The 12,611-nt window shown below is 64.2% G+C and carries 15 protein-coding genes and 1 pseudogene; 6 read left to right on the forward strand and 10 right to left on the reverse strand.

What is annotated here, in order from left to right; genetic code table 11:
- Nucleotides 1–23 precede the first annotated feature (23 nt).
- Nucleotides 24–245 carry a type II toxin-antitoxin system CcdA family antitoxin gene (locus GLR48_RS24765; protein WP_237066821.1) on the forward strand — a complete coding sequence of 74 codons (222 nt, stop codon included), beginning with the start codon at nt 24–26 and terminating at the stop codon, nt 243–245.
- A 3-nt stretch (nt 246–248) separates the two neighbouring features.
- On the forward strand, nt 249–542 hold the full coding sequence (locus tag GLR48_RS24770) for a CcdB family protein (protein ID WP_237066823.1): 294 nt from the start codon (nt 249–251) through the stop codon (nt 540–542).
- Between the two features lie 8 nt (nt 543–550).
- Here the strand turns inward: GLR48_RS24770 and GLR48_RS24775 are convergent, their stop codons facing one another.
- From GLR48_RS24775 to GLR48_RS24785, 3 genes are read right to left on the reverse strand one after another with little or no spacing between them, the layout of a single operon-like run.
- A complete protein-coding gene (locus GLR48_RS24775; protein ID WP_237066824.1) occupies nt 551–2,248 on the reverse strand; it encodes a putative bifunctional diguanylate cyclase/phosphodiesterase in 1,698 nt (565 codons plus the stop codon).
- Nucleotides 2,248–2,385 carry a hypothetical protein gene (locus GLR48_RS24780; protein ID WP_237066826.1) on the reverse strand — a complete coding sequence of 46 codons (138 nt, stop codon included), beginning with the start codon at nt 2,383–2,385 and terminating at the stop codon, nt 2,248–2,250. Before GLR48_RS24780 ends, GLR48_RS24775 begins: the two co-directional genes overlap by 1 nt.
- Entirely contained in the window at nt 2,375–2,794 is a 420-nt protein-coding gene (locus GLR48_RS24785) for a globin domain-containing protein (RefSeq protein ID WP_237066828.1), read from the reverse strand. The genes GLR48_RS24780 and GLR48_RS24785 overlap by 11 nt, the downstream gene beginning before the upstream one ends.
- 201 nt (nt 2,795–2,995) lie before the next feature.
- Here GLR48_RS24785 and GLR48_RS24790 point away from each other — a divergent pair, with 201 nt between their 5' ends.
- Entirely contained in the window at nt 2,996–3,454 is a 459-nt protein-coding gene (locus GLR48_RS24790) for a MaoC family dehydratase (protein ID WP_237066830.1), read from the forward strand.
- Nucleotides 3,454–4,311: an HpcH/HpaI aldolase/citrate lyase family protein gene (locus GLR48_RS24795; protein WP_237066832.1), complete on the forward strand. Its 858-nt coding sequence runs from the start codon at nt 3,454–3,456 to the stop codon at nt 4,309–4,311. Before GLR48_RS24790 ends, GLR48_RS24795 begins: the two co-directional genes overlap by 1 nt.
- Before the next feature lie 290 nt (nt 4,312–4,601).
- Here the strand turns inward: GLR48_RS24795 and GLR48_RS24800 are convergent.
- The 7 genes and pseudogenes from GLR48_RS24800 to GLR48_RS24830 form a co-directional block, all read right to left on the reverse strand.
- Nucleotides 4,602–4,745: pseudogene (locus GLR48_RS24800) on the reverse strand (IS3 family transposase); the annotation flags it as partial.
- 100 nt (nt 4,746–4,845) lie between these two features.
- Nucleotides 4,846–5,847 carry an ABC transporter ATP-binding protein gene (locus GLR48_RS24805; RefSeq protein WP_237066834.1) on the reverse strand — a complete coding sequence of 334 codons (1,002 nt, stop codon included), beginning with the start codon at nt 5,845–5,847 and terminating at the stop codon, nt 4,846–4,848.
- On the reverse strand, nt 5,844–6,872 hold the full coding sequence (locus tag GLR48_RS24810) for a Gfo/Idh/MocA family protein (protein ID WP_237066836.1): 1,029 nt from the start codon (nt 6,870–6,872) through the stop codon (nt 5,844–5,846). Before GLR48_RS24810 ends, GLR48_RS24805 begins: the two co-directional genes overlap by 4 nt.
- The gene (locus GLR48_RS24815) at nt 6,869–7,708 is read right to left on the reverse strand and encodes a carbohydrate ABC transporter permease (RefSeq protein ID WP_237066838.1); all 840 of its coding nucleotides are present in this window, start codon (nt 7,706–7,708) and stop codon (nt 6,869–6,871) included. The genes GLR48_RS24810 and GLR48_RS24815 overlap by 4 nt, the downstream gene beginning before the upstream one ends.
- A gap of 7 nt (nt 7,709–7,715) precedes the next feature.
- Nucleotides 7,716–8,633 carry a carbohydrate ABC transporter permease gene (locus tag GLR48_RS24820; RefSeq protein WP_237066840.1) on the reverse strand — a complete coding sequence of 306 codons (918 nt, stop codon included), beginning with the start codon at nt 8,631–8,633 and terminating at the stop codon, nt 7,716–7,718.
- Nucleotides 8,634–8,683: 50 nt separating this feature from the next.
- The gene (locus GLR48_RS24825; RefSeq protein ID WP_237066842.1) at nt 8,684–9,937 is read right to left on the reverse strand and encodes an ABC transporter substrate-binding protein; all 1,254 of its coding nucleotides are present in this window, start codon (nt 9,935–9,937) and stop codon (nt 8,684–8,686) included.
- 36 nt (nt 9,938–9,973) lie between these two features.
- The gene (locus GLR48_RS24830) at nt 9,974–10,861 is read right to left on the reverse strand and encodes an N-acetylmuramic acid 6-phosphate etherase (RefSeq protein ID WP_237066844.1); all 888 of its coding nucleotides are present in this window, start codon (nt 10,859–10,861) and stop codon (nt 9,974–9,976) included.
- A 146-nt stretch (nt 10,862–11,007) separates the two neighbouring features.
- Here GLR48_RS24830 and GLR48_RS24835 point away from each other — a divergent pair, with 146 nt between their 5' ends.
- Both GLR48_RS24835 and GLR48_RS24840 read left to right on the forward strand, forming a co-directional pair.
- Nucleotides 11,008–11,856: a BadF/BadG/BcrA/BcrD ATPase family protein gene (locus GLR48_RS24835; protein WP_237066846.1), complete on the forward strand. Its 849-nt coding sequence runs from the start codon at nt 11,008–11,010 to the stop codon at nt 11,854–11,856.
- A complete protein-coding gene (locus GLR48_RS24840) occupies nt 11,853–12,611 on the forward strand; it encodes a GntR family transcriptional regulator (RefSeq protein ID WP_237066848.1) in 759 nt (252 codons plus the stop codon). Before GLR48_RS24835 ends, GLR48_RS24840 begins: the two co-directional genes overlap by 4 nt.

The raw sequence follows: 12,611 nt of genomic DNA on the forward strand, positions 1-12,611 counted from the left end.
TACGTATTATGAAGGAGTGCGTTGTGGGCCGGATCAAGGTGAACCTGACGCTGGATGAACAGGTGGCAGCGGATGCACGGTCGCTCGGGCTGAACATGTCTCGCTTGGCCGAGGCTGCGATCAGCGATGCCGCAAAGGCAGAGCGCAACCGCCTGTGGCGCGCGCAGAACGCGGCGGCCATCGCCACCTATGCCGCAGAGGTGGCACAGGACGGCTTGCCGCTGGCCCGTTTCAGAAGTTTCTGACGCGTGGCGCAATTCGACCTTTATCGGCTGGACGGCGACCAGCTTGTCGTCGATCTGCAGACCGATCTGATCGGGATTGACGCCTCTCGGGTCGTGGCACCGCTGCGCGACGCGGGGCGTTATGCCGCGTTTCCGGGTCTGACGCCGTCCGTGGAATTTGACGGGACGACTTGGATCGTCCGGGTGCAGGAACTGGCGGCGGTGCCGGGCGGGGTCCTGAAGGCGCCGGTCGGATCATTGGCCGCGCACCGGGATGCGTTGAAACGGGCGTTGGACATCCTGATCGACGGCGTCTGAGCGGGCGGTCAACCTGTCAGGGCATCGGCGGCGCGGAACAGGCGCCTCGGGGGCAGGGTTTTCCGTTTCTGCGTCATGCGGATCCACCGCGGCACGTCGCAGCCGGGCATGGGGCGGGACACGCCGAAGCCCTGAATGTGATCGCAGCCCAGGGCATTGAGGACAAGACGCTCCTCCGGCGTTTCGACGCCTTCGGCCAGCGCATCCATTCGCAGGGCATGTGCCAAGCCGATCATTGCAGCGGTGATCTTGGCGAGTTCCGAATACGGGTGAATGTCCTTCACGAAACTCTGGTCGATCTTGATGCGGTCGACCTTGAAATTGCGCAGGTTCGCGATCGAGGCATGCGCCGTCCCGAAATCATCCAGTTCGATCCGGAAGCCCGCGTCGGACAGATCGTGAATGTTCTGCAGCATCTGGGGCGCCGTGCTGTCGATCATCGCGCTTTCCAGAATTCCGACCGCGATCAGCGTCATCGGCAGGCCAAAGCGATCTGCGGCACCCACCAGCCTTTCCACCAGATTGACGTGACGCAACCGGTCCGCCGTCAGGTTGAGGGACAGTTGCGGGATCGTCAGACCCGTATCCAGCCAGCCCCGCATCGTGGAAAATGCGTGGTCGACAAGATGTGAATCGAGGCTTTCCAGCAGATCTGCGTCCTTGGCCGCATCCAAAAAATGAAACGGCGTCAGCAGGCCGCGGGTGGGGTGATGCCACCGCGCCAGCACCTCGATCCCGACCAGATGACCTGAGCGCCCTTCGATCTGGGGTTGGAAAAAGGGCTCGAACTCGTTGTTCTGCAGACCCTGCCGGATCTGACCCTGCAAGGCTTCGCATTCCTCGACGCGGGTGCGCAAGCTGGGCGTGAAGAAACGGTAGGTGCTGCGCCCACCGTTTTTCGCAGTGTAAAGGGCCAGATCCGCGTTCGCCAAGTGCCGGTCCAGCGGGATGCCGTCCGACCGGTTGCCATAGGCGATGCCGATGCTGGCGCCGACAGTGCAGGTCCGGTCGTTGAAGAAGAATGGTTTCGCGATATCGGTGATGATGTGGGCGGCCCGCTCGGCCATGGCCGTTTCCGGCATCCGTTCGAAGAACAGCAGCGTGAACTCGTCCCCGCCCAGCCGTGCGATGAAATCCTCGCGGCGGATATGAAAAGCCATCGCCTTCGCGGCATGCCGCAGGGCGGCGTCACCGGCCGCGTGGCCCAGCCCGTCGTTGATCTGCTTGAACCTGTCGAGGTCGATCTGCATGACCGTGACGTGATCGTCCGGCCAGCCGCCCTTGTTTGCCCGGTTCATCACCTCGTGAAACGCGCGGCGGTTCGGCAATGCCGTCAGTTCGTCGGTCAGGGCCAGTCGTTCCATGTCGCGCCCGCCAAGGTCCGCCACAAGCCGCGCGGCAGAGACGACACAGCCGATGGTGGTCGACAGTTCGGTCGTCACGAATCGTGCCAATTCTGCCAGACCGACGGGATCGGGATCGCCGCCCTTTGCGAACCGGGTGATGACGTGGCGCGCCATGTCTTCGAAACAGGTGAAGGTCCGGATCGCGTCGCGGGTAAAGGCACCGTTCATCATCCGGATCAGCGCCGGGTCCGCGTCTTTCAGCAGCGTGACATCGGCGTTGCGCAGATCGGACCAGACGCCGATGATCTTTCCCAACAACTGGCGGGCCTGATGCCCTGTCGGGGTCGCATCGCTGGCCATCAGATGGGGGCCATGACCTGCATCGCGAAGCTGTGGCACAGCACATGCAGTTCGGTGGCGTTCATGACCAAAAGTGACAGCGGGGATGCCGGCGGACAGCACAGGGGCGGCTGGGGTGCTGCGGCGTCAATGGGCACGATGGCCGGCACCTTCTAGCATGGTTTCGCAGACCGCCCCGAGGGCCGCGGTCCATGCGGCCCGGTAGTCGGCAGACCATTCGTCCCGCATCAAGGTAGACATGGTTTCGATCAGCACGTCCGTCACGATGGCATAGTGGCCGGGCTCTGCCCCGTAATCGACATGGCGCTTGCCCAAGGCCATCAGCGCCAGCCGGATCTGGTCGAGGTTGTCGGCGCTTTCGACGATCATCACGATGGATTGCCAAAGTTTTTCGCATTGTTCGAACATGTCCTCTGAAAACAGGGGGCGCACGGCGGGCGCGGTCTGGAAAAGTTTGACGTAGAACGCGTCGGTCGCCGCCACGTTCGACGCCGCCAGCCGTTCGGCAGACCTGCGTATCAAATCGATCTGTACGTCCGACAGCATGATTCTACCTGTTGCAACGGGTGGGCCAACGCCGTCGTAGATCGATAACGATAACAACGGGTGAACCGCATCCGCAACTTGGCGGTGGACACCGGACCGTCTAACGCGAGAGTTTCACTGCGGTCGGTCGCCTGCGTCTCGCCATGACGGGTGCGATGGGATATTGCCGTGGTCAGGCGCAATCTGCTGAAGGACCCTGTCATGGCCGGACTTTATTTCGAAGACTTTCATGTCGGGCAGACCTTTCGACACGAGTTGACCCGCACGGTAACCGAAGCGGACAACACCATGTTCAGCCTGATGTCGATGAACCCGCAGCCGCTGCATATCGACGCGCATTTCGCGGAAGGGACCGAATGGGGGCAGCGCCTGTTCAACTCCATGTTCACGCTGGCGATCATGGTGGGCCTCAGCGTGCAGGACACGACCCTTGGCACGACGATCGGCAACCTGGGCTTTTCGGACGTCACCTTTCCCGCACCCGTGTTTCATGGCGATACGCTACGGGCAGAGACGAACGTCTTGGCGGTGCGACCCAGCAAGTCCCGCTCGACGCAGGGCATCGTCACGTTCGAGCATCTGTGCTTCAAACAGGACGGCACATTGGTCGCCAGATGCGAGCGTGCAGCACTGATGAAAACACGCGGGGGGGCGAACTGATGCGCAGTTTTCTGTTCGTGCCCGGCGACAGCCCCCATAAATTCGCCAAGGCCCGCACCGGCGAGGCCGATGCGCTGATCCTCGATCTGGAGGATTCAGTGGCGGCCAGCGCCAAGGATGCCGCGCGGGGCACCGTGGCCGAAATGCTGGATGCGCCGCGCGAAGGGCCCGCGCTTTTCGTGCGGGTCAATGCGCTGGATACGGGGCTGACGCTGGCCGATCTGGCCGCCGTGATGCCGCACCGCCCGGACGGGATCGTGCTGCCCAAGTGCGAAAGCCCCGCTGACCTGCGCAGGGTGGCGCATTACCTTGCCGCGTTCGAAGCGGCGCATGACCTGCCGTCGACAAAGATCCTCGCGATCGTCACCGAAACCGCTGCCTCGCTGTTCACCACCGGGCAGTATGCGGGCGTGGACGCGCGTCTGTGGGGGATGATGTGGGGTGCCGAAGACCTTGCCGCCTCGCTTGGCGCGCGCGAAAACGGGGCACGGCAGGGCTATCACGAGCCGTTTCGTCTGGCGCGGAACCTGTGTCTGGCAGGGGCGGCAGCGGCGGGCGTGGTCGCCGTGGATACCATCTGCGCCGTACTGGATGATCTAAGTGTGATCGAGGGCGAGGCCGCTGCGGCGCGCCGCGACGGATTTGGCGCCAAGGCGGTGATCCATCCCAAGCATGTCGCTGTCGTCAATACCGCCTTTACCCCGACACAGGTAGAGCTGGACTGGGCGCAGAAGGTGCTGGACGCCTTCGCCGCCGACCCCGGTGCGGGTGTCGTGCGGATCGACGGGCAGATGATCGACAAACCCCACGAACGCGCCGCCCGCAAGATCATGGCGGCCGCCGGCATCGGGGATTGACACCGCGATTGGTCGCGGAAAAGCCGCGCCCCGCGCTTGAAACCCCGTGATTTGCACGGCGCGCTCAATGAAAAATGGCGGGACATCAGACCCAAGACAGACCAGTGCCGGATCCGTTATGACACCGCCGATGCGCAGGGCGGTGGCCAGAACCGCCCCTTTGCAAAGGCTGTCAGGGCGGGCGGATCATCGCCATCGCGGGCAGGGGGACTTTGCCGCGTGGGCGATCAGGCCGGCAGGAGGACCTGACGGGCTACGCGTGGCCAGTCCTTGTGGTTCAAGGCAGCCTCTGCCAGCGCGCCCGGCAACGACTGATTGAAGAAGGCCTGATCGGGCGTTTTGCTGTTGAGCGATGAGTGAGGTCGCCGGCTGTAGTAAATGCCCAGTTAACGCCCGATGGCGGCACGGGCTTCCGAGACGCTCGCGCAGGCGTGAGTTGTGGTCAGCAAACTGTCGGTGCTTCTGGTTGGTGATGCGTCCGAGCCTGCGAGGCTGACACCGACGAGGGCTGGGATCGTCAGGGCTGACGAAACTTCACCGCAGACGGCTGCCGTCGGCGGCGAAAAGGTAACTCTTGGCGGTATCGAACCCGAGCCCCACGGTATCGCCGACGCGGGCCGGATGCTGGCCGAACATGCGGATTGTGGCAACTTCATCGGGTCGGGTCTGCACCACGATATTCGTGTCGCCCCCCAGCCTTTCCACATGGGTGACCGTCCCTTGCAGCGCACTGTCGGGGTCGAGCCGCAGATCCTCTGGCCGAATGCCGAGTTCCGCGCCCGCAGGGGCATCGTCCGGCGGGGTCAGAAAGTTCATCGCAGGTGCGCCGAGAAATCCGGCGACGAAGCGATTGGCAGGGTTGTTATAAAGCTCCATCGGTGTGCCGATCTGTTCGACGCGGCCGTCGCGCAGCACGACGATGCGGTCGGCCAAGGTCATCGCTTCGGTCTGGTCGTGTGTCACGTAGATCATGGTGGCGCCAAGGGTACGGTGCAGCTGCGCGATCTCGATCCTTGTGTTCATGCGCAGGGCGGCATCGAGGTTCGACAAGGGTTCGTCGAACAGGAACAGCTTTGGTTGGCGTACGATCGCGCGCCCGATGGCGACGCGCTGGCGCTGGCCGCCGGACAGTTCTGCCGGCCGGCGGGTCAGGTAGGGAGCGAGGTTCAGGATCCGTACCGCCTCGGCCAGTCGCGCGGCGATGACGTCCTTGGGCGCGCCTTCCTGCTTCAGGCCAAGTGTCATGTTGTCCGAGACGTTCAGGTGCGGGTAAAGGGCGTAACTCTGGAACACCATTGCGATACCACGCTTTGCGGGCGGCACTGAGTTGACGCGCTGGCCGCCAATTTCGACGGTGCCCGATGTGGCATCTTCCAGGCCCGCGATGACGCGCAACAACGTTGATTTTCCGCAGCCCGAGGGACCGACGAAGACGACGAATTCGCCCTTTTCCACGGTCAGGTCGATGCCGTGCAGCACCTTGACGGTGCCGAACGCCTTGCTGACGCCGTCGAGTTTCAGGCTGGTGTCGGTCATGGGGTATCCTTGAGCGCGACGGGATAGCCCGTCCGGATGGAATGATCAGCGGCGAGGCAGATCGCCAGCGACTGCACCGCGTCGGCCATGTGGCGCGACAGGTCGACGTCGTTCGCTATGGCGTCCAACAACCACGCCTGTTCGGCGTCGCACAGCGCCTGATGCCCCGGCTCGTCGGGCATGTCGATCAATGTGTCGCCGGTCAGGCGGTGGACCTTGATCGCGCCAACCTTCGTGTGGCCATCCACGTCGTCGGACCGGCCGGTATTGCCCTCGGTGATCGACACGGCGCCGTTCGGCGAGACGATATCCTTCACGAAACTCGCGGTCTCGGACATCATCGGGCCCCAGCCGGCCTCGTACCAGCCGACCGAACCATCGTCGAACACGACCTGAAACTGGCCGTAATTGTACATGCCCTCGGGCAGCTCGTCGGACAGGCGCAGACCCATGCCGTTGACGCGGACGGGCTGGGCGTCGGTGATCTGGCACATGACGTCGACGTAATGCACGCCGCAATCGACGATGGGCGATGTCGTCTGCATCAGCGCCTTGTGGGTGTCCCAGGTCGGACCGGTCGATTGCTGATTCAGATTGAGGCGAAAGACATAAGGCCCGCCAAGCCCACGGGCCTCTGCGATCAGGCGCTGCCAGCTGGGGTGGTGGCGCAGGATGTAGCCGACGCCCAGCTTGCGGTTCAGGCGTTCCGCCGCGGCCACGACACGGCGGGCGTCGGCGACGCTGGTGGCAAGGGGCTTTTCGACAAAGACGTGGGCGCCTGCCTCCATCGCCGCTATGGCGTAGTCGGCGTGACTATCGGAATAGGTCGCGACGACGACAAGGTCGGGCTGCGTCTGCGCCAGCGCCTCGGCGTAGTCGGTAAACAGCGGATAGCCTTGCAAATCGACCGGCAGGTCGACGGGTGAACGGTTCACCAGTCCGACGATCTGCGCGTCTGGATGATCGTGGTGGGCCAGTGCATGGCTGCGCCCCATGTTGCCAAGGCCGGCGATAAGGATCTTCATTTGACGGCTCCTGATGTGATGCCGCGGATCAGCTGCCGCGAAAAGATGACGTAAAGGACCATGACCGGCAGGATCGCCAGCGACAGCGCCGAGAGGACGGCATTCCAGTCCGTTACAAACTGGCCGATGAAGACCTGAGAGCCCAAGGTCAGCGTCTTGACGTCTTCCGACGGCGCCAGGATCAGCGGGAACCACAGGTCGTTCCAGATCGGGATCATGTTGAACACCGCGACCGTCGCCATCGCAGGGCGGACCAGCGGCAGCACAAGGCGGAAGAAGATCGCGTATTCCGATAGTCCGTCGATCCGGCCAGCATTTTTCAGATCGTCGGACACCTGCCGCATGAACTCTGACAGGATGAAGACCGCCAGCGGCAGACCCTGCGCCGTGTAGACGAGGATCAACGCCCAGAGGGTGTTCACCAGCCCGCTCGCCACCATCATCTGCAGGATCGCCACGGTGCCGATGCGGATCGGGATCATGATGCCGAGTGCAAGGTAGAGGCCCATCAGCGTATTGCCCTTGAAGCGATACTCGGCCAGCGCGAAGGCCGCCATCGCGCCGAACAGCAGGATGAAGAACAGCGACACGACAGTGACGATCATCGAGTTCTGGAAATAGCCGAAGAAATCGCCCTGCTTCAGCACCGTCTGGTAGCCGATCAGCGAGAAGCTGTCGGCGTTTGGCAGCGCCAAGGGTTCGCGAAAGATCGCCTTGCGCGCCTTGAAGCTGTTGATGACGATCACGAAGACCGGGAACAGCGCAATCAACATGTAGGCGATCAGCGCCACGTGGGCGGCCACGGTGTTCAGGGGGTTGGTCCGCGCGGTGCTCATCTGACCCTCAGAACTGGTAACGGCGGATGCGCGTCTGGATGCCGAAAAGATACAGGCACACGCCGATCAGGATGACCCCGAACATCGCACTGGCAATGGCCGACCCCATGTAGGGATCGCCCAATTGCAGCTGAAAGCCAAAGAATGTGCGATAGAGGAACGTGCCGAGGATGTCGGAGGCGAAGTTCGGCCCCGCCAGCGCGCCCTGCGCCGCATAGATCAGGTCGAAGGCGTTAAAGTTCGCCACGAAGGTCAGGATCGAGATGATGCCGATCGAGGGCAGGATCAACGGCAGCTTGATCTTCCAGAAGGCGCCCCAGCCGGTGATGCCGTCGCATTCCGCGGCTTCCAGCACCTCGTCCGGGATCGACAGCAAGGCGGCGTAGATCAGCATCATCGGGATGCCGACGAACTGCCAGACAGAGATCAGGGCGAGCGTGGTGAGCGCCGAACTTTCCTTGCCCAGCCAGGGCGAGAAAAGGGATTTCAGGCCAACCGCATCCAGCATGCCCGGTGCGATGCCCCAGATCGGCGAGAGGATCAGTTTCCACGCGAAGCCGACGATGACGAAGGACAGGATCGTGGGGACGAAGATCGCGGTGCGGTAGATGCCCGAAAACCGCAGGCGCGGGTTCGACAGGATCGCGGCGAGGGCGATGCCGATGGGGTTCTGCACCGCCATGTGAATGACGAAAAACCAGCAGTTGTTGACCAGCGCGTTCCAGAACTGCCTCGACCAGTTGGGGTCGCCGAACAGCGTCTTGAAGTTGGCCAGCCCGACGAAGACCGCCCCGCCATCGCCCTTGTTGAACAGGGCCAGCCGCAAGGTGTCGAACAGGGGAATGATCATGATGGCCGTATAGACCAGCACCGCGGGGGCCAGAAAGACGGCAATGTGCCAGGGTCTGCGGGGTCTGTCGGTCATGGCGGCCCTTCGGATGGATGGCCCCGGCACGGTTGCCGGGGCCGGTTCGCTTACTCTGCGGGCTTGTACCACGTGTTGAGGCCGTCCTGCAGGCGCTTTCCGGCATCCTGCGGCGTCTCTTCACCCTTGATGACCTGCGCAGACGCGTTCCACGTCTCGTTTTCCAGGTTTGGGGTGCCGCGCGACAGGATCTGGTATGTGGACCGGATTGTCGATTTGCAGGTGTCGCGCCAGCTGACGAATTCCTGCGCCAGCGGGTCCTCCAATTTGACCGGTTCACTGGACAGCGGGAAGAATCCCGGCAGGGCGTTGGCGTAGAGCGATGCGAACTCGGGGCTTGCGACCCAATCCAGGAAAGCCTTGGATTCTTCGGGGTGTTCGGTCGCCTTGTTCATGCCGATCGCGATGTCGACGTGATCCGAGATGTAGCAGTCGTCGCCCGCTGCTGGCACGGGTGGCGGGAAGGCCCCCATTTCGAAATCCGCGAGGCCGTTGAAGCCCGAGATTTCCCACGACCCGGCGGGATAGATCGCGGCGCGGCCGAGGGTGAAGAGGTTCTGGCTGTCGGGGTAGGTCTGTGCCTCGAACCCGTCGCCAAGGTAGTCCTTCCAGCGGGCCAGCTGCTCGAATGGCGCAACCCAGTCTGCGTCGGTCAGCTTCTGCTCGCCCTTGATCAGGGCCGTGCGGCCTTCCTCGCCCTTCCAATAGTTCGGGCCGATGTTCTGATAGCCCATCGTGGCGGCTTCCCACTGGTCGTTGGTGCCCATCGCCATCGGGATGTAGGTGCCGTCTTCCTTGATCTTGTCGAGGACGGCAAAGAAGTCGTCGACGGTTTTCGGAACGTCCAGTCCCAGTTCGGCAAAGGCGTCCTTGTTGTAGATGAAACCGTGGATCACCGAGGCCATCGGCACGCAGAAGGTGGCGCTGCCGTCGTCGGTGGACCAGCCGGATTTTGCCACATCGGAAAAGTTCGCCATGCCGGGCAGGTCGGAGAGGTCCTCAAGCTTGCCGCCGTCATAGAGGGCCAGCGACGCGTCGAAGGGGCGGCAGGTGATCAGGTCACCGGCGGACCCTGCGTCCAGCTTGGAGTTCAGCACGGCGTTGTATTCAGCCGGGGCCGAGGGGGCGAAGTTCAGCTTGATGCCGGGATGGGATGCCTCGAAGGCGGGGATGATCTGGTCCTGCCAGATCGACAGGTCGTCGTTGCGCCAGCTTTCGATGGTCAGCGTGACGTCCTGCGCAAAGGCCGACCCCGCCAGCAGGGTCGAGGCCAGCAGTGTGGCGGTAAAGGTGCGGTAGGTCATTGTCGTCTCCCAGGTGTTGAAGGTGAGCAGCCCGTTCTAGCGGGGGTCTTGGTCTTGCAGCGCCGCGAGCGCCGGGCGCAGGTGGCCGTGATGATGGGTCAGAAGGGCCGTGGCCGTGGCAGGGTCCGCGCCCGCTGCAATAAGACAAGCGGTTTTCGTGTCATAACGGGCAGCATTCAGGGATTGGGTTGCGACCGCCTCGCTGACGCGGGCCACGTCGGCCACGATCCGTGCCGCACGGCCCCGCAGTTTGGCATTGTCGGCGCGCAGGTTGACCATGTCGCCGTCATGGACATGCCCCAGCCGCACGCCCGCAAGGGTCGAGATCATGTTCAGCGCCGCCTTTTGCGCGGTCCCGGCGCCCATGCGGGTCGATCCGGCCAGCGCCTCTGGCGGGGTGGACAGGCAGATCGCGACGTCGGCGGCGTGCAGCAGCGGTGTATCCGGATTGTTCGCGATGCCGATGACCGGCACCCCCGCGGCCCGGGCGCGCGTGGCGGCATCCACGGCCCAGCGAGTGCTGCCACTGGCAGAGATCGCGATCAGCAGATCGCCGGGGTGCAGGGTCATCGCGTCGTCGGTCAGGTCTTCGGTGTTGCCTGGCATGTAGGCTCCAGTCGGGATCTCACCCGCCATGCGAATGACGATGCGTTCGGGGTCGATGCCGAAGGTGCCGGGCAATTCGCTGCCATCCGCCAGCGCCATCAAGCCCGACGACCCGGCGGCCGCGTAGACCAACCGCCCGGTGCCGCGCAGCGTGTCTGCAACCAGATCAGCGGCGGCTTCAAGGGCGGGCAAGACGTCGCGCAGCGTGGCAAGACTCGCGATCTGGATGTCGATCATCCGGGTCAGCGCCGCGGGGCCGTCCAGACGGTCGATGGGCGTCTCGGTGCTCATGCGGGCTTCGGTCTTAGGCAGGGCCATCTGACTCTCTCCTTTCGGGCAAGTAATACCTTTCAGATACCTCTTGTCTAGATTCTTTGTTGGCATCCCCCGTATCGCCACAAAAATCAGCGGATGCGCGTGGATTTGGGATTTTTCCGGGCTGAAAGGTATTATAGAGGTATCGTATGACGCAGACTGAAACCCTTTATATTGGCGTGGATGGCGGCGGCACCGGCTGCCGGGTCGCCCTGTGGGATGCGGCTGGCCGCGTTCTGGCGCGGGCCAACGGCGGGCCGTCGAACGTGACCTCGGACTTCGACGGGGCCTGCGCCAATATCCTGACGGCCCTGACGCAGATCGAGGCTGCGGTGCCCGGTGCCGCCGTGGGGGCGGTCGGACATCTGGGGCTGGCAGGCGCGATTTCCGACGCTGTCTGCGCTGCCGTCGCGGCGCGGATGCCGATGCGGCGATGCACCGTGACCGGTGACATGCCGACGACGGTGGCCGGTGCGCTGGGTCCGCAGGACGGCGCGGTGCTGGCGCTTGGCACGGGCAGTTTTGTCGGGCTGAAGCGGGGGGGCATCGTCCGTTCCGTGGGTGGCTGGGGACTGCAGGTATCCGACAACGGCTCTGCCGCCTGGATCGGGCGCGCCGGTTTGGCCGCGACGCTGGAGGCTGTGGATGGTCTGGCGCCTGTGGGGGCAATGGCGCGGCAACTGCTGCGTCGGTTCGGCGATGACCCAAATGCCATCGTGCGCTTTGCCGCGACGGCGCGGCCCGTGGACTATGGCGCGCTGGCCCCCGTCGTGCTGGATGCCGAGGACCCGGCGGCGCGGGCGATCGTGGGGCAGGGAGCGGACTGGCTGGAGCGGGCCCTTGTGGCGCTGGGGCACGACGACAGCCTGCCGCTGTGCCTGATCGGCGGGCTGGGGCCGCGCTATCGCGATCATCTGGCGCGGGACGGGCGGCACTTCGTTGCGCCCAAAGGCACGGCGCTGGATGGCGCATTCTTGCTTGCACGGGGTGCCGCATGACCATCGCGGCCTTTCTTGCCCCGGATCAGTGGCAGTCGGCCCGCAACGGCCCGCTTTATGAGCAGTTGTTCCAGCGTCTGACACAGGCCGTGACACAGGGCCTGCTGCCCCCGGGCAGCACCCTGCCGCCAGAGCGCGAAATCGCGCAGTTAACGGCCCTGTCGCGCGTGACCGTGCGCCGCGCCGTGCAGATGCTGGTCCGCGACGGGCTAATCGTGCAAAAGCAGGGCTCGGGCTCTTTCGTCGCTGACGTGCCAGCGCGGCTGGAGCAATCCATGTCGCGCCTGACCTCGTTCACTGAGGACATGGCCCGGCGGGGGCTGACGACGACGACCCGCTGGCTGGGGCGCGGCATCCACGACCCCTCCCCGGACGAGGTCATCGCCCTTGGCCTGCGGCAGGAGGATCGCGTCGCCCGTCTGGCGCGCCTGCGGTTGGCGGACACGCGACCGCTGGCGATCGAGCGGGCCGCCCTGCCATTGGTGCTGCTCCCCGATCCGGCCCGGGTGACGACGTCGCTTTACGCAGTACTGGCAGAGGGCGGTCACCCCCCCGTGCGGGCGCTGCAGAAGATTTCCGCCGTGAACCTCGGTCCCGACGATGCGGCGCTGCTGCAGGTCTCCGCGGGCGAGGCCGGGCTGCGGATCGAGCGGATATCCTATCTGGACGACGGCAGCGTGGCAGAGTTCACGCGGTCGGTCTACCGGGGCGATGCCTACAACTTTGTCGCGGAATTGCGACTGACACGGGATTAG

Origin of the sequence: Loktanella sp. M215 (assembly GCF_021735925.1) — a bacterium.
Lineage (GTDB): Bacteria > Pseudomonadota > Alphaproteobacteria > Rhodobacterales > Rhodobacteraceae > Loktanella.

Excerpts from the sequence above, each read along its gene's own strand:
- GLR48_RS24825 (WP_237066842.1), bottom strand. The coding sequence starts at position 9,937 with ATGACCTACCGCACCTTTACCGCCACACTGCTGGCCTCGACCCTGCTG.
- GLR48_RS24805 (WP_237066834.1), bottom strand. The coding sequence starts at position 5,847 with ATGACCGACACCAGCCTGAAACTCGACGGCGTCAGCAAGGCGTTCGGC.
- GLR48_RS24795 (WP_237066832.1), top strand. The coding sequence starts at position 3,454 with ATGCGCAGTTTTCTGTTCGTGCCCGGCGACAGCCCCCATAAATTCGCC.
- GLR48_RS24810 (WP_237066836.1), bottom strand. The coding sequence starts at position 6,872 with ATGAAGATCCTTATCGCCGGCCTTGGCAACATGGGGCGCAGCCATGCA.
- GLR48_RS24790 (WP_237066830.1), top strand. The coding sequence starts at position 2,996 with ATGGCCGGACTTTATTTCGAAGACTTTCATGTCGGGCAGACCTTTCGA.
- GLR48_RS24785 (WP_237066828.1), bottom strand. The coding sequence starts at position 2,794 with ATGCTGTCGGACGTACAGATCGATTTGATACGCAGGTCTGCCGAACGG.
- GLR48_RS24840 (WP_237066848.1), top strand. The coding sequence starts at position 11,853 with ATGACCATCGCGGCCTTTCTTGCCCCGGATCAGTGGCAGTCGGCCCGC.
- GLR48_RS24820 (WP_237066840.1), bottom strand. The coding sequence starts at position 8,633 with ATGACCGACAGACCCCGCAGACCCTGGCACATTGCCGTCTTTCTGGCC.
- GLR48_RS24835 (WP_237066846.1), top strand. The coding sequence starts at position 11,008 with ATGACGCAGACTGAAACCCTTTATATTGGCGTGGATGGCGGCGGCACC.
- GLR48_RS24775 (WP_237066824.1), bottom strand. The coding sequence starts at position 2,248 with ATGGCCAGCGATGCGACCCCGACAGGGCATCAGGCCCGCCAGTTGTTG.
- GLR48_RS24815 (WP_237066838.1), bottom strand. The coding sequence starts at position 7,708 with ATGAGCACCGCGCGGACCAACCCCCTGAACACCGTGGCCGCCCACGTG.
- GLR48_RS24830 (WP_237066844.1), bottom strand. The coding sequence starts at position 10,861 with ATGGCCCTGCCTAAGACCGAAGCCCGCATGAGCACCGAGACGCCCATC.